The organism is Mycobacterium saskatchewanense, from assembly GCF_010729105.1.
In the GTDB taxonomy this organism is placed as follows: domain Bacteria; phylum Actinomycetota; class Actinomycetes; order Mycobacteriales; family Mycobacteriaceae; genus Mycobacterium; species Mycobacterium saskatchewanense.
This window is the reverse complement of record NZ_AP022573.1, coordinates 2,258,915-2,279,594: the sequence shown is the minus strand read 5'-3', so window position 1 is coordinate 2,279,594 and position 20,680 is coordinate 2,258,915. Positions and strand designations below refer to the sequence as shown.

General features: G+C 68.4%; 17 protein-coding genes. 5 read left to right on the top strand and 12 right to left on the bottom strand.

Annotated features, from left to right (window positions below; translation table 11 throughout):
• The first annotated feature begins 8 nt into the window (after nucleotides 1–8).
• From G6N56_RS10445 to G6N56_RS10435, 3 genes are all read left to right on the top strand, one after another.
• On the top strand, nucleotides 9–1,424 hold the full coding sequence (locus G6N56_RS10445; RefSeq protein WP_085258211.1) for a condensation domain-containing protein: 1,416 nt from the start codon (nucleotides 9–11) through the stop codon (nucleotides 1,422–1,424).
• Between the two features lie 18 nt (nucleotides 1,425–1,442).
• Nucleotides 1,443–4,472, top strand: a complete 3,030-nt coding sequence (locus G6N56_RS10440; protein WP_264020701.1) for an MMPL/RND family transporter — start codon at nucleotides 1,443–1,445, stop codon at nucleotides 4,470–4,472.
• A 255-nt stretch (nucleotides 4,473–4,727) separates the two neighbouring features.
• Nucleotides 4,728–4,934 (top strand): hypothetical protein, encoded by a 207-nt coding sequence (locus G6N56_RS10435; protein WP_232069266.1) that lies wholly within the window; start codon nucleotides 4,728–4,730, stop codon nucleotides 4,932–4,934.
• Between the two features lie 164 nt (nucleotides 4,935–5,098).
• On the opposite strand, the gene G6N56_RS10430 is transcribed toward G6N56_RS10435, so the two are convergent.
• The 10 genes from G6N56_RS10430 to G6N56_RS10390 form a co-directional block, all read right to left on the bottom strand.
• Nucleotides 5,099–6,175, bottom strand: coding sequence for a PE-PPE domain-containing protein (locus tag G6N56_RS10430; RefSeq protein ID WP_085258209.1), 1,077 nt, complete (start codon nucleotides 6,173–6,175; stop codon nucleotides 5,099–5,101).
• 155 nt (nucleotides 6,176–6,330) lie between these two features.
• Nucleotides 6,331–6,981, bottom strand: a complete 651-nt coding sequence (locus tag G6N56_RS10425) for a GAP family protein (RefSeq protein WP_085258208.1) — start codon at nucleotides 6,979–6,981, stop codon at nucleotides 6,331–6,333.
• A gap of 29 nt (nucleotides 6,982–7,010) precedes the next feature.
• The gene (fadD21, locus tag G6N56_RS10420; RefSeq protein ID WP_085258207.1) at nucleotides 7,011–8,750 is read right to left on the bottom strand and encodes a fatty-acid--AMP ligase FAAL21/FadD21; all 1,740 of its coding nucleotides are present in this window, start codon (nucleotides 8,748–8,750) and stop codon (nucleotides 7,011–7,013) included.
• 69 nt (nucleotides 8,751–8,819) lie between these two features.
• Complete coding sequence (locus G6N56_RS10415) at nucleotides 8,820–9,938, bottom strand: YeiH family protein (protein ID WP_085258206.1); 1,119 nt, start codon at nucleotides 9,936–9,938, stop codon at nucleotides 8,820–8,822.
• Nucleotides 9,939–9,942: 4 nt separating this feature from the next.
• Complete coding sequence (locus G6N56_RS29455) at nucleotides 9,943–10,077, bottom strand: hypothetical protein (protein WP_264020700.1); 135 nt, start codon at nucleotides 10,075–10,077, stop codon at nucleotides 9,943–9,945.
• A 55-nt stretch (nucleotides 10,078–10,132) separates the two neighbouring features.
• A complete protein-coding gene (gene cysC / locus G6N56_RS10410) occupies nucleotides 10,133–12,058 on the bottom strand; it encodes an adenylyl-sulfate kinase (RefSeq protein WP_085258205.1) in 1,926 nt (641 codons plus the stop codon).
• Nucleotides 12,058–12,981, bottom strand: coding sequence for a sulfate adenylyltransferase subunit CysD (gene cysD / locus G6N56_RS10405; RefSeq protein ID WP_085258204.1), 924 nt, complete (start codon nucleotides 12,979–12,981; stop codon nucleotides 12,058–12,060). The genes cysC and cysD overlap by 1 nt, the downstream gene beginning before the upstream one ends.
• Nucleotides 12,978–13,781, bottom strand: coding sequence for a trehalose 2-sulfotransferase (gene stf0 / locus G6N56_RS10400; RefSeq protein WP_085258235.1), 804 nt, complete (start codon nucleotides 13,779–13,781; stop codon nucleotides 12,978–12,980). Before stf0 ends, cysD begins: the two co-directional genes overlap by 4 nt.
• Nucleotides 13,782–14,006: 225 nt before the next feature.
• Entirely contained in the window at nucleotides 14,007–14,339 is a 333-nt protein-coding gene (locus G6N56_RS10395; RefSeq protein WP_085258203.1) for a hypothetical protein, read from the bottom strand.
• A 96-nt stretch (nucleotides 14,340–14,435) separates the two neighbouring features.
• The gene (locus G6N56_RS10390) at nucleotides 14,436–16,031 is read right to left on the bottom strand and encodes a PucR family transcriptional regulator (protein WP_142280826.1); all 1,596 of its coding nucleotides are present in this window, start codon (nucleotides 16,029–16,031) and stop codon (nucleotides 14,436–14,438) included.
• A gap of 83 nt (nucleotides 16,032–16,114) precedes the next feature.
• Here G6N56_RS10390 and pruA point away from each other — a divergent pair, with 83 nt between their 5' ends.
• On the top strand, nucleotides 16,115–17,746 hold the full coding sequence (gene pruA, locus G6N56_RS10385) for an L-glutamate gamma-semialdehyde dehydrogenase (RefSeq protein ID WP_085258201.1): 1,632 nt from the start codon (nucleotides 16,115–16,117) through the stop codon (nucleotides 17,744–17,746).
• A complete protein-coding gene (locus tag G6N56_RS10380) occupies nucleotides 17,746–18,699 on the top strand; it encodes a proline dehydrogenase family protein (protein ID WP_085258200.1) in 954 nt (317 codons plus the stop codon). The genes pruA and G6N56_RS10380 overlap by 1 nt, the downstream gene beginning before the upstream one ends.
• A 339-nt stretch (nucleotides 18,700–19,038) precedes the next feature.
• Here the strand turns inward: G6N56_RS10380 and G6N56_RS10375 are convergent, their stop codons facing one another.
• Nucleotides 19,039–20,073 (bottom strand): PGAP1-like alpha/beta domain-containing protein, encoded by a 1,035-nt coding sequence (locus tag G6N56_RS10375; RefSeq protein WP_324616602.1) that lies wholly within the window; start codon nucleotides 20,071–20,073, stop codon nucleotides 19,039–19,041.
• A gap of 11 nt (nucleotides 20,074–20,084) precedes the next feature.
• The gene (locus tag G6N56_RS10370) at nucleotides 20,085–20,678 is read right to left on the bottom strand and encodes a TetR/AcrR family transcriptional regulator (protein WP_085258233.1); all 594 of its coding nucleotides are present in this window, start codon (nucleotides 20,676–20,678) and stop codon (nucleotides 20,085–20,087) included.
• Between the last annotated feature and the right edge of the window lie 2 nt (nucleotides 20,679–20,680).

Sequence of the window (20,680 nt, the reverse complement as noted above, 5' to 3'; positions counted from 1 at the left end):
AGGGAGCGTTGCGGGTAGGGCCGTTAGGCGTGGGAACGTTGTTCGATTGGCAACCGGCGGCCGGAAGGACCGTGTCGTGGCAACCGACGGCCGCCACGGCCGAGAGGGCGCGGCACGCGCCGGTGAGTTCGGTGCCGGTCAGCTACATGCAGGCACAGCACATCCGGGGGTATGCCGAGCAAAAGGCGAAGGGGCTCGACTACTCGCGCCTGATGATCGTCAGCAGCGACGTGCCCGGCCGGTGCGACATCCGCGCGGCGAATTACGTTGTCAACGCCCACGTCCGCCGGCACGACACCTACCGCAGCCGGTTCGAATACACCGACGACGGGCGGATCATCCGCCGAACGCTGCCGGATGCCACCGGTATCGAGTTCGAACCCGTCGACCACGGCGAGCTGGCGCTGGACGAGATCCGGCAACTCGCAGTGAGTACCCCGGATCCGCTGCAGTGGGGCTGCTTCCAGTTCGGGGTCATCCAGGGCGAGGAACATTTCACGTTCTACGCCAGCGTCGACCACGTCCACGTGGACGCGATGCTTGTCGGCGTGACGCTGACGGAGTTCCACATGATGTACGCCTCGCTGGTCAGCGGTGGGGCGCCGCTGGAATTGCCCGAGGCCGGCAGCTACGACGACTTCTGCATCCGACAGCGGGCCTTCACCGACGCGCTGACCGCCGAATCGCCGCAGATCCGGTTGTGGCGGCAGTTCGCCGAGAGCAATGGCGGCAGCCTGCCCGAGTTCCCCCTTCCGCTGGGCGACCCGTCGCGGCCGAGCGAATCGGCGATCGTCACGGCGACAATGCTCGACGAGGAGCAGACCGGCCGATTCGAGTCGGCCTGCACCGCGGCGGGCGCGCGATTCATCGGTGGCGTGCTGGCCTGCTGCGGCCTTGCCGAATACGAACTGACCGGTGCCGCAAACTATTACGGGCTGACGCCGCGCGACACCCGCAAGACGCCGACCGACGCGTTGACGCAAGGGTGGTTCACCGGCCTGATCCCGATCACGGCGCCCATCGCCGGGTCGTCGTTCGAGGAGTCCGCGCGCGCGGCGCAGGCCTCCTTCGACATGGGCGTGGGCTTGGCGGAGGTGCCGTACGACCGGGTGGTGGAGTTGGCGCCCACCGTGCACCCGGCGCGGCCGAACTTCCCGGTGGTCAACTTCCTCGACGCCGGCACCGCCCCGCTTTCGGTACTGCTCACCGCGGAGCTGGACGGCCTCAATGTGGGGGTGTACAGCGACAACCGGTATTCGTATCAGCTGTCGATCTACGTGATCCGGGTCGCCCAGGAGACGGCGGTGACGGTGATGTTCCCCGACACTCCCGAGGCCCACCAGTCCGTCCCCCGCTACCTGTCGGTGCTGCGGTCGGTCTTCCAGCGCGTCGCCGAGAGCGGGCAGTGGCGGAATGTCGCGTAGACCCCAGGAGGTGGACTCATTTTCCAGCGGCTAGGCGCGCTCGTCGCGCGGCGGCCCTGGGTCGTGATGGGATGCTGGGCGGTGCTCGCCCTGGTGCTGCCCATGACCGTGCCGTCGTTGACAGAGATGTCCCAGCGGCACCCCGTGGCGATCCTGCCCGCCGACGCGCCGTCGGCGGCGACGGCGAAGAAGATCAACCAGGCGTTCCACGAGGCCGGGTCGGAAAACGTGTTGCTGGTGCTGTTGACCAGGAACGGCGGGGGCAAGCTTCAGCCGGGCGACGAGCAGGTCTACCGCACCCTGGTCGACCGGCTGCACCAGGACACCAGGGACGTGGTGATGCTGCAGGACTTCCTCGGCACCCCGCCGCTCAAAGAACTGCTCGCTAGCAAGGACGGCAAGGCCTGGATCCTGCCGGTGGGCCTGTCCGGGGAGTTGGGCACGCCGGAATCCTATCGCGCCTACAACGACGTCGCCGGCATCGTGAATCGGACCGTCGGTGGAACGGCCGTGCGGGCCAACCTCACCGGACCGGCGGCCACGGTGGCCGACCTGACCGACGCCGGGTCGCACGACCGCGCGTCGATCGAGCTGGCGATCGCCGTCTCGCTGCTGATCATTCTGGCGGTCATCTATCGCAACCCGGTCACGATGTTCCTGCCGCTCATCATGATCGGCGCCTCGCTGTTGACCGCTCAGGCGGTGATCTCCGGCGTCTCCGTGCTGACCGGGATGGCCGTCTCCAACCAGATGATCGTGTTGCTCAGCGCGATGATCGCCGGCGCGGGAACGGATTACGCCGTCTTCCTGATCAGCCGCTATCACGACTACGTCCGCCTCGGCGACGATCCGGAGCGCGCGGTGCGCAAGGCGCTGGCCTCCATCGGCAAGGTGATCGCCGCGTCCGCCGGGACGGTCGGAATCACGTTCCTCGGCATGGGTTTCGCGAAGCTCGGCGTGTTCTCCACGGTGGGGCTGTCACTGGCGATCGCGGTCGGTGTGGCCTTCCTGGCCGCCGTCACCCTGTTGCCCGCCATCCTGATGGTGGCCGGCCCGCGGGGATGGGTCGGCCCGCGCAAGGAGCGCACCGCCGTGTTCTGGCGGCGAACCGCGGTCCGGATCGTCCGCCGGCCCGCCACATATCTGACCGCAAGCCTCGTGGTGCTGCTCGCCCTGGCCAGTTGCGCGGCGCTGGTTCGCTTCAACTACGACGACCGCAAGCAATTGCCCGGATCCGTGGGCAGCTCGGTGGGATACGCCGCGTTGGAACAGCACTTTCCGGTGAACCAGATGATCCCGGAGTACCTGCTCGTGCAGTCCCCGCACGACCTGCGCACACCGCAGGCCCTCGCCGACCTCGAGCAGATGGCGCAGCGCGTGAGCCAGATCTCCGGCATAGCCTCGGTCCGCGGGATCACCCGGCCCACCGGGCAATCGCTCGAGATGGCCAAGGCGACGTATCAGGCCGGTCAGGTCGGCAAGGAGCTGGGCGCCGGCGCCAACCTGATCAACGACCACGACAACGACCTCAACCGATTGTCTTCGGGCGCGGGCCTGTTGGCCGACAAGCTGGGTGACGTGCGGACGCAGGTCAACCAGGCCATCGGGGGCGTCAGCGGTCTGGTCGACGCGCTGTCGATGATTCAGGGCACCTTCGGCGGCGGCAGGACACTGGGCCAGCTCGACACGGCGGCACAGCTCGTCGGCAGCCTGCGACAGCTCGGCACCGCGATGCAGCTGTATCTCGGTGGCACCCTTGATCACTTCGATTGGATCGACGACGTGGTGGCCGCGCTGGATACCAGCGTGGTCTGCGACAACAGCCAGATGTGTAGCAACGCGCGCGCCCAATTCCACCGGCTGATCACCGCGCGCAACGACGGAACGCTCGGCAAGATCGCCGACCTCTTCAAGCAGCTGCAGTCGGCCCAGTCGACGCAAACCGTGAGCTCGATGGTGAACGGCCTGAACAAAACCATGCAGAGCGCCGCCGTCTCGCTGCACAACCTGGGACTCGACAGCCCCGGCTCGGCCCGGTCGAAGATGGCGATGATGCAGAACGGCGCCAACGATCTCGCCAGCGCCGGCCGTCAGCTGGCCGACGGCGTGCAGCTCCTGGTCGGCCAGGTCAAGAAGATGGGCGTGGGCATGGGCGCGGCGTCGTCCTTCCTCACCGCCATGGGTCACGACGCCTCGGCGCCGTCGATGGCCGGGTTCAACATCCCGCAGGGGGCGCTCGACAGCGAGGACTTCAAAAAGCTTGCCCAGACGTTCATTTCGCCCGACGGGCACACGGTGCGGTACTTTGTCCAGACTGATCGGAACCCGTTCAGCACCGCGGCGATGGATCAGGTCAACACCGTCCTGGACACCGCGAAAGGCGCGCAGCCCAACACGACCCTGGCCGACGCGTCGGTATCGATTTCCGGCTATCCCGCGACCCTTCGTGACACCCGCGACTACTACAACCACGACATCAAGCTGATCGTGGTCGTGACCGTGCTCGTCGTGCTGCTGATCCTGACCGTGTTGTTGCGCGCGATCATCGCACCGCTGTACCTGGTGGGGTCGGTGATCCTGTCGTTCCTGTCGGCGGTCGGTATCGGGGTGTTGGTGTTCCAGGTGCTCCTGGGGCAAGAAATGCATTGGAGCATACCGGGATTGGCGTTCGTGGTGCTGGTCGCCGTGGGCGCGGACTACAACATGCTGCTGGCCTCGCGGCTGCGTGAGGAGTCGCCGTTCGGCGTGCGCTCCGGGGTGATCCGGACCGTGCGTTCCACCGGTGGGGTGATCACAGCGGCCGGCCTGATCTTCGCCGCATCGATGGCCGGCCTGCTGTTCTCCAGCATCGGGACCGTCGTGCAGTCTGGCTTCGTCATCGGCGTGGGGATCCTGGTGGACACCTTCGTGGTGCGCAGCATCACGGTGCCCGCCATCGCCGCGCTGCTCGGCAGGGCGAGCTGGTGGCCCGCACGGCCGTGGGAGCACGCGCCCGTCGAGGAGCCGGCCGTCAAGAAGACCGTGTTCCAGGCCGTGGCCGACGGTTAGGCCTGGGGCCTTGTGGCCGGGTGTCGATTCGCTTGTGGTGCAGCGATTTCGGCGGTTCGGGCCGGGCTGAGCGGTTAACCCGTTCGGGGCTTCGACGCTCGGGTGTTTGAGTGTGCGGTGGGGGCGTCGATAGTGCGGTGCGGGTGCCGCTGGCGGGCTTTGGCCGTCTTGGACGCACACTCAAAGACCTGGATTCACACTGGGGGGCCGCGGTCACATTGGCAAGCGGCGTCAGGCCGGGGCGGTCCGGGCATCGTGCTGGCGAGCGTCGCCTTCGACGCCGGCATCATCAGCTCGAAGTTCTACACCACCCTCGTTGTCGCCGCGGTGCTCACGTCGCAGTTCGCCGGGGCCTGGCTCGACTACGTACTGCACAAGGGCTGGCCGCTGCTGAGATCCGACACGACCGCGCGCCCCGCGGAGGTGGGGGACGAACAGGACGAAAAGATCCCGACGGCTTGACGTTTGATCAGGCGGTATGGCGCCGATCAGCGGCGCGGCTTCGATTGTGAATCAACGGCTTTGAGTGTGTGCCCAGGGCGGGTTCCGGTGCCCTTCGCCGCCCTGGGCGCACAGTAAACGCCCTGAACGCACAGTGAAAAGCATTGGGCGAAGCCGCCGCGGGATCACGGAGGCGGTGGCGGCAGGATGGCGCGGATCTTGGCGAAGGCGTCCTCGATTGAATCCCGCATGCCCGGGTCCACGATCGCCAGCGGGTCCATGCCGTTCACCGGATCGACGGCGGTCGGCCGGTTGAGCGGGTTGTCGTTGTGCGAGTAGCCGGCATCGATCTGCGGCTGCAGGACGGCGTCGATCTGGTCGACCTTCGCGTCGGACCAGCCGAGGTAGCGCAGCGGCAACGTCATCGGGAGGTGGTTCACCGGGATCATGTACGACGTCTCGGTGGCGCCGCGGGAGTTCACCGTGGTCCGGATGTTTTGCGGGGGCACCTGATCCGGCCTGATGAAGGCGGCCGGGGTGTGACCGATGGCGGCCCCGAAGGCGCAATTGACCAGTGCGAGAAGATTGTCCATCCGGTCGGGGAAGTCGGCGAGGCCGTCATAGGCCGCGAACACCCGGTTGGTGTTGTACTGGCTGTCCGGCCGCGCGGGCATCTTGTAGTCGACGATCGGAATGTAGTCGCCGGGCTTGAAGAAGCTCGCGAGGAAGCTCATGCCGAACCCGTTCGTTCCCGACGGATCGCCAAAGCTGGTGAAGCTCAACTTGTCCGGCGGTGGCGCGGTCGGGTCGTTGGCGAGCCGCGCCAACTCACCGTCGATGCCGAGACCGCCCTGGGACAGGCCGACGGCGGCGGCGGGCTCGGTACCGTGGCGAACGGCCGTGTCGAGGTTGTCGACCGCTATCTTCGCCGCCTTGCCGATGGTGGTCATGTCCCGGGGGCCGGGGGCGATGAAGGTCGGCATCCAGGCGAAGGGGGCTCCCGCGGGGTACTCGATCAGCTCGCGCTTGGCGCCCGGAAAGAAGCCCTCACCGGCCCGGTTGGTGTAGTAGGTCCAGTTGAAGGCGGGCGGTCTCGCCCCGCCCAGCGCGTAGACCACCTTCGCCCCCGAGTTGGCGCCTACCGGTGACGGGGGTGCGGGCAGCCACGGGAAGCCGGGGTCGCTCGTAGCGACTCGGGGACCGAACCCGCCGACCGAGCCGACCAGGCACGCAGCGACGACTCCCGCGATCAGTCGTTTCACCAAGATCTATCTCTTTCGAAGGCCCGCCGCGGGGCCACGCTGGGACGGTTCGACAACCAGCCTACGGCATGCCCGAGACTGCGGCGCGGTGACGGAGGTGCGCCGCGGCCTGTGAATATGCTTGCGGCACTGAGGGCTTCACAGTTGGCAACCCCTCACAAGCTCGCGATACCCACCGCGAGCAGGGCGGCGCCGACGACCGCCAGCAGCACGGCAACCTCGAGGCGCCGGCGCGCGCGAATCCACTCGTTGAGCCCGGCCATCGACGCGCGAGTCTTCGTCGGCGCCAGCGCGTAGGCGACCAGGGGAACCTCCACGAGGGCGAACGCCGCCACGTTGAACAGCAGCAGCGCGCCGACTTGCGTCATGGCGGCCGCGCCGGAAGCCAGGATGACCGCCAGCGCGGCCAGGTAGTCCACCGACGGCAACGCGATGCCCAGCCCCGCGACGGCGGCGACCCACAGCGACCGCCCGCTCAGCAGGCGTTGGAACACCGTCGCGAGCCTCCCGGGCCCGCGGTCCCGCATCGCGGAGCGGGTGGTGGCCAGGACGGCTGCGGCCGCCAGCGCGAGCGCGCCGATCAGCATCTGCACCCTGGGCAATGTGAAGTAATCGTTGCCTGCCAGCGTGCGGCGAAGCCCGAACAGCACTACCAGGCCGACGCTCATGCCCATCGCGAAGCCCCCGCACAGGAAGGCGGCCAGCTGCAGCAACGGCCTGGGCCGGTTGAGCATCAGTACCGTCATGCCGATCCGGAACGGCTCCAGGCTCACGGCGACGGCCATCACCAGGATGGTGAGCAACATTGGGATGGACTCTCGCGGGGCCCGACCCCTCAGGCGTCCAGGCGGGTGAACGCCCGTCGCCGGTACTGCTCGACGCAGGCGGCGCGCCGGATCTTGCCGCTGGTGGTGGTCGGGATGGAACCGGGCGGCACCAGGACGAGATCGGCGACGTTGAGGCCATGCGACTGGGATATCGCCGCGGTCACGTTGTTCTTGACGGCGGCGAGCTTGTGCTGCGCTTCGTCCTCGGAGTCGTCCCGCCTCTTCAACTCGATGATGGTGACCAACTTCTCGGTCTCGTCGACCGGGACCGCGATCGCCGCGACCCGGCCGCCGGTGATTTCCTGCACCGTCGACTCGATGTCCTCGGGATAGTGGTTGCGCCCGTAGACGATCAGCAGATCCTTCATCCGGCCGACGATGAATATCTCGTTCTCCGAGATGAATCCGAGGTCACCGGTGCGCAGCCACGGCCCCTCCGGCGTGCCAGGCGCGGGATCGGCCAGCACACCGCCGAAGGTGCGCTCGGTCTCCTCCGGCTTGCGCCAATAGCCGTCGGCCACGTTCTCGCCGTGCACCCAGATTTCGCCGACGGTGCCGGCCGGGCATTCGATGCGGGTGTCGGGGTCGACGATGCGCACGATCGGCGACTTGGGCATGCCGTAGCTGAGCAACGGCGCGCCGGTCCCCGGCGAACAACGTTGGGCCCGACCGTCCGACAGTGGCTCGGGCTCGAAGTGTACGACCTCTGGCGGCGCGTTCACCGTGCGGCTCGCCACGTAGACGGTCGCCTCCGCCAGCCCGTACGACGGGCGCATCATGGCAGGCCGGAAGTTGTACGGCCCGAACCGTTTACCGAATCGGTCGAGCGTGGCGGGGTGGATTCGTTCGGCGCCGCTGATGATGCCCAGCACATTCCCGAGGTCGACGCCCTCCAGGTCCGCGTCGGTGGTCTTGCGGACGGCCAGCTCGAAGGCGAAGTTGGGCGCTGCCGACATCACGGGCGGGTCGATCGACATCGATTGGATCCACCGGGCCGGCCGTTGCAGAAAGGCGACCGGGCTGGTCAGGTCGGCGCGGTAGCCGCCCAGGATCGGCGCGATGACGCCCAGCACCAGGCCCATGTCGTGGTAGAAGGGCAGCCACGACACCAGGGTGATGTCGCGTGGCGGAACGCCCTTGATCTCGACGAAATAGTCGGCCATCAGCTGCTGGAAGTTCACGTGCAGGTTGCGGTGTGTGATCATCACACCGGCCGGCAGGCGGGTGGAACCGGAGGTGTACTGCAGGTAGGCGGTGCGGGGGCCGTCGCCGATCCGGAGGCTAGGGGTGCTCAGGTCGTCGAGGTCCAGCGCGCCGACGTCGATGACGACCGGGCCGGGGGTCCCGTCCGGGCGCCGCACGTAGTCGGTGACGGTCGGTGCCGCGTCGGAGGTGGTGAGGACGACGGCGGGTTCGGTGTCCGCCATGACCGCGCTCACCCGTTCGTCGAGGGAACCGACGGCGGGAACCGACAGCGGCACCGCGATCCGCCCGGCCTGCATCGCTCCCAGGAACGCGACGATGTAGGCCAGCCCCTGGGGCGCCAGGATCACGGCCCGGTCCCCGATGGCGCCGTGCTGCTTGACCGCGTGTGCGACGTTCAGGCTGCGGCGGTACAGCTGCGCCCAGGTCAGGTCTTCGGTGACGCCCGCCCAGTCCTGCTCGTAGTCGGTGTACCGAAAGGCCAACTCGTCGGGCTGCAGACCGGCGCGTTCGCGCAGCAGGGAGACAACGGACGAATTCTGCATGCGCGCCAGGTTACCGTCCCGGCCGTGGTCCGCATGACGGCGACGACCCGGGCGCTCGGGGCCGAAGCCTCAGGCGCTTACGCCCCAATGGAACACGCGCGAGGTGAGCAGGACGATGCCGAGCGAGACCAGCGCGACGACGGTCAGGCCGATGACGGCAACGACGAGCGGGCGCCACCCGGTGCGGGCGATCTGCCGGATGTCGGTGTTGAGCCCCACACCGGCGAACGTGAGCAGGAACGCCCACTTCGACACGTTGGCCAGGTTGGCGGTCTGCCCCTTGGTCAGCCAGCCCGCGGTCGCGATCGCCGACACGGCGAGGAAGCCCAGCACGAACTTCGGGAACTTCGCCCAGACGAACGCCGCCTTGGCCTTCAGCCCCGGGGCGATCTCGTCGGCCTGCCCGCGCCCCGCCCAATACAGCGCGAAGCCCAGCACGACGAACCCGATCAGGGCATTGCGCGTGGACTTGACCAGCACGGCGATCTTGCCGGCGTGATCGGAGAACAGATAACCCGTCGCGGTGGTCTCGGCGGTGTTGTCGACGGCGAGGCCCGCCCACAATCCGAACTCGCGGTCGGACAGGCCGATCGCGTGCCCCAACGGGGGCAAGACGAACAGCGCGACCGCGCCCAGGGCCAGGATCGCCGCGATGGCGTAGCCGACGTCGGAGTTGCGGGCGCGGATCGCGCCCTTGGCGGCCACGATCGCCGACACCCCGCAGATCGAGGTCCCGATCGCCAGCAGCGAACCCAGCTTGCCGGACAACCCGAACGCGCGGGCGGCGACGATGATGATCGTTCCCGCCACCGCCATGTCGACCAGGATTTGCACCAGGCTCAGCGCGCCGAGTTTGGCGATGTCACCCAGCGCGAACCGGGCCCCCAGCACCACGATCCCGACCTTGAGCCAGAATTCGTAGGTCTGCACCCCGGGGCGGAAGATGCGGTGCAGCCCAACGGTGTTGGTGATCAGCAGCCCGATGACGATGGCCCACAGCACGTACTCGATGTCGGGCACCCGCCAATGTTCGTGCTTGGCCAGCCCGTTCCACCAGATCTGCGCGTACTTGCCCAGCAGGCCTACGCCGATCAGCAGCAGTATTCCCGGCACGTAATCGAGCGGACGTCGGCTGGTGAAGGCCGGCTCGTCCAGTGTGTCCTCGCGCTCGATGCTGGCGGTGCTCACGCGATCACCACGGGATCTTCGGCAGCGCACCGGCGACAGCCAATGCGGTGATCGCACCCGCGACCAGCGTCGCCCACCAGTCCACCGACAGCGAGCCGAGCCGCTCGCGCCACGACGTCGCCCGAACCTGTTCACTCACGACGACATCGTGGCCCGGGCGATGCCGGGGACCAAGTGATTGGCTCGCGGTGAATTTAGGCGTGCGGCACCGGGCTGACCTCGTCGAGCAGGGCGATGACCTGCGCGGCGAGTGCGTCGATGTCGGCGTCGGTGGTGTCGAGGACGAGGTCGGGGTTCTCGGGCGGCTCGTAGGGCGCGTCGACGCCGGTCAGGCCCTTGAGGTCGCCGCTGCGCGCCCGCGCGTACAAACCCTTGGGGTCGCGCCGCTCGCACTCGGCGAGTGAGGTGGCGACGTGCACCTCGATGAACGGCAGCTTGGCGGCCTCGTTGAGGGCGCGGGCGATCCCGCGGTCCGACCGCAGCGGTGACACCAGCGACGCCAGCGTGACCACTCCGGCATCGGCCATCAGGCGGGTCAAATGCCCTACCCGCCTGATGTTTTCGGCGCGGTCGCCGGGGGAGAAGCCGAGGTCGTCGGACAGGCCGTGCCGCAGGTTGTCGCCGTCCAACAGGTAGGCCACCCGCCCCGATTCGACGAGAGCCCGCTCGACGGCCACCGCGATCGTCGACTTGCCGGACGCCGGCAGCCCGGTGAACCAGATCGTGGCGCCCGCCTGGCCGGTGGCCCGCCAGCGATGTTTGCGGTCCAGCGCCGAGGGATGCCAGCGGATGTCGGTGCGCGGGTGGGTGCCGGGTGTGACCTCGCGCGCCTCGATGATGGTGCCGGCGCCGACGGTGTCGTTGGTGGACTCGTCGATCAGGATGAACGCGCCACTGTCGCGGTTGTCGGTGTAGGGGTCGGCGATGACGATCGAGCTGGTGCGCAGGGTCAGGGTACCGATATCGTTGAGCGCCAACTCAACCGGCCCGTCGAGCTCGTCGAGCGTCTCCGGATCGAGCCGGCTGTGCAGCTCCTGCACGGTGGCGCGCACGGTCTTGGTGGTCTGCTTGAGAGCCAGCCGGTCACCCGCGCGCAGCGGCGAGTCGACGAACCAGCACACGGTGGCATCGAGCTCGCGGGCCTGCACCGGCAGCACCGCGTCGTCGGCGCCGCTGACCAGCACGTCGCCCCGGCCCACGTCGATGTCGTCGGCCAGCTCGACCGAAACCGACAGTGGCGCAACGCCCGTCGTGCGCTCGTCGTCGAGGGTGTCCAGCGCGGTCACCGTCGATCGGGTGCCGGCGGGCAGCGAGACCACCGGATCGCCGACGCGCAGCGTCCCGGCCGCGAGCCGCCCGGTGTAGCGGCGGCGCACCTCGGCGGTCGGGCGCGACACCCATTGCACCGGCAACCGCAGGCGCGCCGCCTCGGCCTGCGGCGCGGCGAGCTCGACGCCTTCGAGGTATTCGAGCAGGGTCGGCCCGGCGTACCACGGCGTGCGTTCGGAGCGGTGCACCACGTTGTCGCCGAGCTTGGCCGCGATCGGGATCACCGTGATGTCGACGTCACCCAGGCGGTCGGCCAGCTGGCGCAGCTGGTCTTCGACGTCGGCGAACTTGGCCTGGTCGAAGTCGATCAGGTCGATCTTGTTGACCGTCGCCACAAAGTGCTTGATGCCCAACAGCTTTGCTATCCTGGCGTGCCTGCGGGTCTGGCGCAGCACACCCGCGCGCGCGTCGACCAGCAGGATGGCGACGTGGGCGTTGGATGCGCCGGTGAACATATTGCGGGTGTAGCGCTCGTGGCCGGGGGTGTCGGCGAGGATGTAGCTGCGCGTCTGGGTGGAGAAGAACCGGTAGGCCACGTCAATGGTGATGCCCTGTTCCCGCTCGGCGCGCAGGCCGTCGGACAGCGCCGCCAGGTCGGCGACGCCCTCCTCGTCGGTGACGGCCGCCAGATGGTCCAGCGGCAGGCTGTTGGTGTCGTGCAGCAGCCGGCCGATCAGCGTGCTCTTGCCGTCGTCCACCGAACCGGCGGTGGTGATGCGCAACAGCTGGCGGGTGATGCCCCTGGCGGGCTGGAAGTGCTCCGCGTGGCCCGCGTTCTCGGTGGTCGTCATCAGAAGTAACCCTCCCGCTTGCGGTCTTCCATGGCGGCGGCCGAGGTGCGGTCGTCGGCGCGGGTCTCGCCGCGCTCGGACACCGTCGCCGCCGAGATCTCCTCGATGACCCGGGCGATATCGGTGGCGCGGGAACGCACGGCCCCGGTGATGGTCAGGTCCCCGACTGTGCGGTACCGGACCCATTCCACGGCGGCGTTCTCGCCGTCCTGCGGCGAGGCGTATTCCGACACGGCCAGCAGGATGCCGTCACGCTCGAACACCTCGCGCTCGTGCGCGTAGTAGATCGACGGTATTTCAAGGTCTTCCAGCTCGATGTAGCGCCAGACGTCGAGCTCGGTCCAGTTGCTCAGCGGGAAGACGCGCACCTGCTCGCCCTTCTTGATGCGGCCGTTGTAGAGCGACCACGGTTCGGGGCGCTGCGCACGCGGGTCCCACTGGCCGAACTCGTCCCGGAAGCTGAGGATCCGCTCCTTGGCGCGGGCACGTTCCTCGTCGCGGCGGGCGCCACCGAAGGCCGCGTCGAATCCGCCGGCATCCAGCGCGTCGAGCAGGGTGCGGGTCTGCGCCCGGTTGCGCGAGGCGCCCGGTCCGGGGTCGGGGACGCGGCCGTTGTCGATGGATTCCTGCACCGAGGCAACGATCAGCTTGTGCCCGGAGCCGGTGACCCGGCGGTCGCGGAACTCGATGACTTCGGCAAAGTTGTGGCCGGTGTCGACGTGCATGACTGGAAACGGGAGCGGCAACGGCCGAAACGCCTTCTCCGCCAACCGAAGCAACACGATGGAGTCCTTACCCGCGGAGAACAGCAGGACCGGGCGCTCCAGCTCGGCGACGACCTCGCGGATGATGTGCACCGCTTCGGCCTCCAGCAGCCGCAGCTCGTCGACCCGCCGCGTCTCCGCCGGCACTGTGACGGTCATGTCGGTAGCCCCTCTCTCTCGGCATCCGCACGATAGCGGCCCACCCACTCGTCGGAACGTTGGTCGGCCTGGCGCTCCAGCACCGGCTCCGGCGCCAGCCGCCGGTCCAGCCCCAGCTCTTCGAGGATGTTCCCGACCACCTGAGTCAGATTGCGCCACAACACCGGATATGAAATCTCCATGGGTTTGACGTCCTCTTCGGCGAACCAGTTTCGCCAGCCCTGCTCCTGGGCGCGCAGCATGTTGACGACGTGGGCGATCGCTCCGGCGTGGTAGGTGGCACGGGCGTCGCGGACCGGATCGGGCCGGCCGCGCCACACCCGCGTCTGGACCGCCCGCCAGAACGAGACGGCCTGTGACACGACATCGGGGCGGTAGACGTAGATCAGGAGGGGTTCCTCGCCGATGACATCGCGGATGGCGGCACGCAGCCCGTCGCCGGAGCGCTCGGGCAGGCCACGCGCGCGCTCCAGTAGCAGCGGTGTCTGGTTCCACATGAGCTTGCCGCCCCACACGCCGTTCGGCGTCCTGCCGACCGTGCGGATGTAGTCGCGCCAGATCTCGGGCGGCGCGAGGTCGGGCTTGCCCTCGTCGAGCGGGTCGAGCAGGTTCAGGATCGACTCGTCCTCGACCCCGGCGAACCACTCCCGCGGCTGCGGCGCCTGGCTGGTGGCCGGCAGGTACTGAAAGAACTCTTGAGGCTCGCCGGCGACCCCGGTCGCCCGCAGCGATTCCACCAGCAGCGTGCTGCCGCTGCGCTGGGAAGCGAGCACCAGATACGACGACGGGCTTTCGGTCACCAGCAAAGCCTAACCGGATGCAAATCCGCTGCAAGACATCGAATTAGCCTCAGGCTGAGGTTAACTATTGGCGTCGAGGACTGCAGCTCATCCGCCGGTCGCCGCCAGATGCGCGGAATGCCAACGCTTCACCGTCGCGCCGCTCGGGGACCGACCGCCGAGATTGCCGTGCGAGTCGTGATTTGCCGCGGATCGCCGACCGCACGAGCGATCGTCGCCCTACGCTCAGGAGTGCGGCGGCACCGGGCACCAGAACAGGCCGCAATTGAACGGCGGGCCCTTCGGCACCGTCGAGGCCCGGAGGAGGTGGCCCCGGTCGTCTACCACACCGGCCCCGCTGAACCGCCAGTTGTGGCAGACCCGCCCGTCCCAGTTCGGGTTGGGGTCGAACAAGGGGGGAGCGTCGCCCGGGCACCAATGGTGGTACAGGGTCCCGTTGACGTTCACGATGTCGTCGGCCTTCGCGGTCCCGGCGCCCGGACCGAAACCCGCGAGCGCGACGCCGCCCGACAGCAGCGCTCCGGCGACGACCCGCGTCGTGTTGAACGAAGTCCCCATGTCGCTTGCCCCTTTCTGCGTTGGTGCGGGCAAGTACACGCGGGGCGGGTGGCTACCGATCCCAAGAAGGCCGGTCGTGCGGCGGGTGGTCCTCGCTCAGGCCGACCGCTCGCCCGCACGCAGACTCAGCGAAAAGACCAGCCGCACCTCGGGATCGGACAACGAAGCCGACACCTGCTTCTCGATGCGTCGCACCCGGTAGCGAACGGTGTTGGGATGCACCCGCAGCTGTCGTGCGGCGGCGCCGACGTCACCGAAGCTGTCCAGATATACGCGCAGCGTCTCGGCGAGCACCGGATCCTCCGCGCGCAGTGCGAGTATCCGCGGATCGACCAGCCGTCCCTCGGCGCGCACCAGCGCGACGATTTCGTCGAGCAGGACGGTGGTGCGCGCTTCGGCCAGCGACGTCACCTGACCCATCGAAACGGGGTGCCGCTCAGCGCTGTCCAACACCCGGTCCACCTCCGTGCGCGCGGACGCCGCGTCGGCCAAACCGTTGAGCGGCGCGGCGACGGCGGCCCGCAGCTCGACTCCGACTTCGGTGCGCAGGGCCCCGATCGTGCCCCGGACCCACGACGTTACCGACCGCGTCGTCGCCGTCTGGGGCAGCAGCGTGTAGATCCGTGAGCCGTTGGAGGAGACCAGGGCGTCGCGGCGAAAGGCGCTGGCGCTCAGCGCTAGAACGTCGCTCAGGCGGGGATGACGGGCGCCGATGGTGTCCCAGCCGATCAACGCGGCGGCGCCGTCGACGGTGAGGCCGAGCTCGCGGGCGACGGCCCCCACGTCGGACGCAGCGTCGGTGTCGGCGAGTCCGAGGAGCTGTTGCACCCGTCGCGCATGGATGGAGGGCCGGGCCGCCAGCCGTGACATGATCCGGGCGGCCAGCACCGCTGCGCCCCGCAACACCTCGTCGGCATCGTCGGCCAGCGGCTGCGACCCCTGCTGCACCCAGATGGTGCCCGCGAACACCGGAGGCCGCCGGGCAGCGGCCGGTGGCTGATGGATCCCGATCGCCAATCGCGGACGCAGGCCCAGCTCCGGGCGCTCGGCGACGCGCACCACCTCGCCGCCGGCGCGCAACGCGTCGAAAATGCCCCACTGGCCGATCCATTCGAGGTGCTCGGGCGGACCCGACCTGCCCAGGATCGAGAGCCGGCGCAACTCGTCGGCCTCGTCGTTGGATGCGGAATAGGCGAGTACATGCGATTGAGCGTCCTCGATGCTGACCATGCCGTGGATGCGGTCTGCCACCGACTGGGCCAGGCCGAACAGGTCGGTGCCCGAGTCGTCGGCCGGGCCGGCCCCGCCGACGTGATGTTCCAGTACGCGATTGACCAGCTGGTAGAGGCGTTCCCACCGTGCCTCGGGTTCCACGGCGACCACCGCCGAGCCGGCGGCGGCCGCCGCGGCCACCAGCGCGTCCGACGGGCGCTTGGCGAAGACGGCTACCGGGACGCGCTCGCGCGCCTGCTTGCCGACCCAACGGAGCGCCTCGCCGTCGGGCACACCCAGCAGGAAGAACACGTCGGCGGAGCCCGCTGGCGCCGCCAGGCCCAGCCGCACATCGTCGGAATCGATCAAAGCCGCGGACCGCACCGGGACGTCCAGTCCTCGCGGGGATTCCACGAGGCTGACCAGCGTGGCGTCCAGTGCCAGCAGCAGCTGGCCCAGCCCCACGCCCACCTCGGTCACGTTGTCCGATTGTACTAGCATCTGCCCACGATCTTGTCCGATCCGCTAACCCCCGCGGTCGATGTGGCGGGGATTCTCTAGTGATGGACGCGATCACCCAAGTTCCATCGCCCGTTAACGAACCGGTTCACGACTACACGCCACATTCCCCCGAACGCACCCGGCTGCTCACCGAACTGACCGCGCTGGCGGATCACCCGAGGGACCTGCCGCACGTCATCGGCGGCCGACACCGGATGGGCGACGGCGACCGCATCGACGTCGTCCAGCCGCACCGGCACCGCGCGAAGCTGGGCACCCTGACCAACGCGGTGCCTGCGGATGCCACCGCCGCGATCGAAGCGGCGATGGCCGCGAAAATGTCGTGGGCTGCAACTCCTTTCGACGAACGGGCGGCGGTGTTTCTGCGTGCCGCCGACCTGTTGGCGGGTCCGTGGCGGGAAAAGGTCGCCGCCGCCACCATGCTCGGCCAGTCCAAATCCGCCTATCAGGCCGAGATCGACTCGCCCTGCGAACAGGTCGACTTCTGGCGGTTCAACGTCGCGTTCGCCCGCCAGATCTTGGCGCAGCAGCCGATCAGCGGACCGGGCGAATGGAATCGCAGCGACTACCGGCCCCTGGACGGGTTCGTCTACGCGATCACCCCCTTCAACTTCACCTCGATCGCCGGAAACCTGTCGACGGCGCCGGCGCTGATGGGCAACACCGTGGTGTGGAAGCCGTCGATCACCCAGACGCTGTCGGCCTATCTGACGATGCAGCTGCTCGAGGCTGCGGGACTGCCACCCGGGGTGATCAACCTGCTCACCGGCGATGGCCTCGCCGTTTCCGATGTCGCCCTTTCCGATCCGCGGCTGGCCGGCATCCACTTCACCGGGTCGACGGCCACCTTCCAGCACCTGTGGCGGCAGGTCGGCGCCAATATCGGCCGCTACCGGAGCTATCCGCGGCTGGTCGGTGAGACCGGCGGCAAGGATTTCGTCGTCGCGCACGCCTCGGCGCGGCCGGATGTGTTGACCACGGCCCTCATTCGCGGTGCGTTCGACTATCAGGGCCAGAAATGCTCGGCCGCGTCACGGGCCTTCATCCCGCAGTCGGTCTGGCGCAGGATGGGCGACGACCTCCTGGGTGCCGCCGCAGGGCTGCCCTACGGCGACATCACCGACCTCACCAACTTCGGCGGCGCCCTGATCGACCGGCGGGCCTTCGCCAAGAACGTCGACGCCATCGAACGGGCGAAGGGCGCCGCCCGCATCACGATCGCGGTCGGGGGCGAATACGACGACAGGGAAGGCTATTTCGTGCGACCCACGGTGTTGCTGTCGGACGACGTGGGGGACGAGGCGTTCTCGACCGAGTACTTCGGCCCGCTGCTGTCGGTGCACGTCTACCCCGACGCGGAGTACGACCGAATCCTGGACGCGATCGACACCGGCTCCCGATACGCGCTGACCGGGGCGGTCATCGCCGACGACCGGGACGCCGTGCTTGCCGCGCAGGACCGGCTGCGGTTCGCGGCCGGGAACTTCTACGTTAACGACAAGCCCACCGGCGCCGTAGTCGGGCGCCAACCGTTCGGGGGGTCACGCGGTTCGGGCACCAACGACAAGGCAGGGTCGGTGCTGAACCTCTTGCGCTGGACCTCGGCGCGCACCATCAAGGAAACCTTCGTCCCGGCTACCGAACACACCTACCCGCACATGGCGGCCGACTGATGGCCGGCGTGTTCACCAGCACCATTCGCCCGGCCATCATGGCGGCCAGCCGGCGACCGGGGTTGCGCCGGGCCGCCGAGGGGCTGCCGGTTACCCGCCGCGTGGTGCACCGCTTCGTATCCGGTGAAACCATCGACAGCGCACTGGACAGCGTTGCCGCCCTGCGTGATTCGGGCCGTTATGTCAGTGTCGACTACCTGGGTGAGGACGTGTGCCTAGCCGCCGACGCCGCCGCGGCGGTGCACGTCTACCTGGAGCTGATCGACAGCCTGAGCCGGTTCGGCGATCGCGCTGAGCCCAGGCCGCTCGAGGTATCGCTGAAGTTGTCCGCCTTGGGGCGTTCGCTGGATCGCGACGGCGAGAAGATCGCGCGCGACAACGCGTGGACGATCTGCGAGGCCGCCCAGCGGGCCGGGGTGTGGGTGACGGTGGACGCCGAGGACCACGCGACGACGGACTCGACGTTGGCGATCGTGCGCGAGCTGCGGGCCGACTTCGGTTGGCTGGGTGTGGTCTTGCAAGCCTACCTGCGGCGCACGCTCCACGACTGCGAGGAATTCGCCGCGGCCGGGGCGCGGATCCGGCTGTGCAAGGGCGCGTATGACGAACCCGCGTCGGTGGCCTACCGCGACCGCGGGGCTGTCACGGATTCGTACCTGCGATGCCTGCGGGTGCTGATGGCCGGCTCCGGGTATCCCATGGTGGCCTCGCACGACCCGGCCGTCATCGGCGCCGTGCCTGCCCTGGCGGCCGAATTCGACCGCGGCGCTGATAGTTTCGAGTACCAGATGCTGTATGGCATCCGCGATGACGAACAACGGCGGCTGGCCGCGTCGGGCAACCGGGTGCGCGTCTATGTCCCCTTCGGCACCCAGTGGTACGGCTACTTCATGCGGCGGCTGGCCGAGCGGCCCGCCAATCTCGCGTTCTTCCTGCGCGCGCTGACGCATTGAGTGTGCGTGCAGGGCGTCGAGTGTGCTTGTAGGGGGGCATATTTGGCGAAACACCTCGCTGATTGCACACTCGAATCGCTGGATTCACACTTGACACCCGCGGCGGCCCGCTGGCCCGACGTTCTTCCTGCGCCGCGCCGGCGCATCGAGTGCACACTCGAATGCCTGGTTTCACAAATGAAACGTCCGCTGCTGCCATCTCGACTTTCTTCCTGGAGCGCCCTGGCCCATTGAGTGTGCGCCTAGGGCGTCGAGTGTGTTTGTAGGATGGCGGATTCGGCGATTTGCCGCACTGGACGCACACTCGAGTGTCTGGTTGCACAAGCGATGCCGCAACCGTCAGGGGCAGCCCTGGCGGTTGGCGCCCGCGAGCGCCTTCGGCGCGTCCTCGAGGGCGGTGTGCAGGACGTCGAATACCTGCGGGTCCCAGGTGAGCGCCGTCTTCCAGTCCAGGCCGGCCTCGTTGGATACGTAGATGCTATGTGTGTCGTCGAACGTGTAGCAATGCCGGTGCGGCAACACCGCATCGGCGAGGTCGACCGCGAGGGCGCTGCGCAATGGCACGATGCCGTCGTTGGGCCACACCGTAGGGTTGACCTGCCCCGCCCTGGTGAACTTCTCGCCGCCGATCAGCACCACCGGAACTTTGTCGAGCACGCCGGCCTGGGCCTGGTTCCAGCCGTCCCTGCCCATCAGGTACGCCTGGTTGACCTCGCGGCCGGAACCCGACATCAGGCGCAATACCTCGCTTTTGAAGTTCTTCATCGCATTTTCGCAAAACGGGTCGCCCGCGCAGTCCGTCAGTGGGGTGATGTCGTTGGCGTAGTCGGAGAGGTGGGAACCCTGCCACGGCGTGCCGATCGTGGTCAGGGACCGGATGTGCACCGGGGAGCTCGTGGTCGTCAGCACGCGCAGCGCCGCGCGCGAGTACAGCCCGCCCATCGAGTGACCGACGAGGTCGACATCGTCGATGCCCTCGTCGGTATGCAGATAGGCCAGGAACCGTGCCAAGTGCTCCCCGGCGGTGTCGATGCTGCCGGTGGAATTCACGGTCATATTGTCGGGCAGCGTGATTGGGCAGACCCCGAACGGGCCGAAGCCGCTCTGGTCCACGACCTGACCGCGGCCGGCCATCGCCGGTGAGGTGAACACTTTGTAGCCCTGTTTGAGCAGGTACTCGCGGATCGCGGTGTCGGTGTTGCCCGCCGCCAACCCGGTGGCGCAGGCCTGGTCCGGCGTGGTGAAGGGGCTCGTCGCGTCGCCGCCGGAGACGATCACCACCGCCCGCGGGGCACCGACGCCTGAGCGGCCACAGCCCATCACCATCGTCGCCGTGGCCAGCATCGCGGCGACGAGCGCCAGAAGTCGTCGCACGGAGCAGAATGCTACTGACCGCGGCGCGGTCGCGGGCGATCACCGGCGAATCCGCGCACCACGTGGGCGCGCACGAAATCCGCGGTGATGTCCGGATCGTCGAGATCCAGGGTCGACGACGGTGTGCTGAACAACGAGAACAGGATGCGCGCGAACCACTCGGCGGCGGCCCCGACGTCGAGATCCTTCCGGACCTCGCCGGTCAGCCGGGCCGCGGAGAGGTACGGCGCGAAGAAGTCGACGCATTCCCGTAGCAGCACGCCGGCGTCCTTGGTCAGCAGCAGGCTGATCGCGTCCTCGTCGAAGTACTTCCCGGACGCCATGGCCCGCCGCGCCTGGGTGACGAACACCGCGGCGCGGCTGAGCTTTTCCTCGAGCGAGCCGCCCTGGTCCATCGCCTTGGACATCTCCCGGTAGAACCGCTCGGAGGCGTGCTCGGCGCACGCCTCGACGATGGCGGCTTTATCGCTGAAGTATTCGTAGATGGTGCTGCGCGAGACCCTGGCGGTGCGAGCGACATCGACGATCGTCGTCTTCTGCAATCCGTGCTGCCGGAAGCAGGCGTAGGCGGACACAACGATGAGTTCGCGGGTGTCGGCGGTCATGG

Bases quoted from the DNA above. Each gene is read 5' to 3' on its own strand.
- G6N56_RS10425 (WP_085258208.1), bottom strand. From the start codon at position 6,981: ATGTTGCTCACCATCCTGGTGATGGCCGTCGCCGTGAGCCTGGAGCCG.
- fadD21 (WP_085258207.1), bottom strand. From the start codon at position 8,750: ATGCAGAATTCGTCCGTTGTCTCCCTGCTGCGCGAACGCGCCGGTCTG.
- cysC (WP_085258205.1), bottom strand. From the start codon at position 12,058: ATGACGACCACCGAGAACGCGGGCCACGCGGAGCACTTCCAGCCCGCC.
- cysD (WP_085258204.1), bottom strand. From the start codon at position 12,981: ATGACCGTCACAGTGCCGGCGGAGACGCGGCGGGTCGACGAGCTGCGG.
- G6N56_RS10395 (WP_085258203.1), bottom strand. From the start codon at position 14,339: ATGGGGACTTCGTTCAACACGACGCGGGTCGTCGCCGGAGCGCTGCTG.
- pruA (WP_085258201.1), top strand. From the start codon at position 16,115: ATGGACGCGATCACCCAAGTTCCATCGCCCGTTAACGAACCGGTTCAC.
- G6N56_RS10380 (WP_085258200.1), top strand. From the start codon at position 17,746: ATGGCCGGCGTGTTCACCAGCACCATTCGCCCGGCCATCATGGCGGCC.
- G6N56_RS10370 (WP_085258233.1), bottom strand. From the start codon at position 20,678: ATGACCGCCGACACCCGCGAACTCATCGTTGTGTCCGCCTACGCCTGC.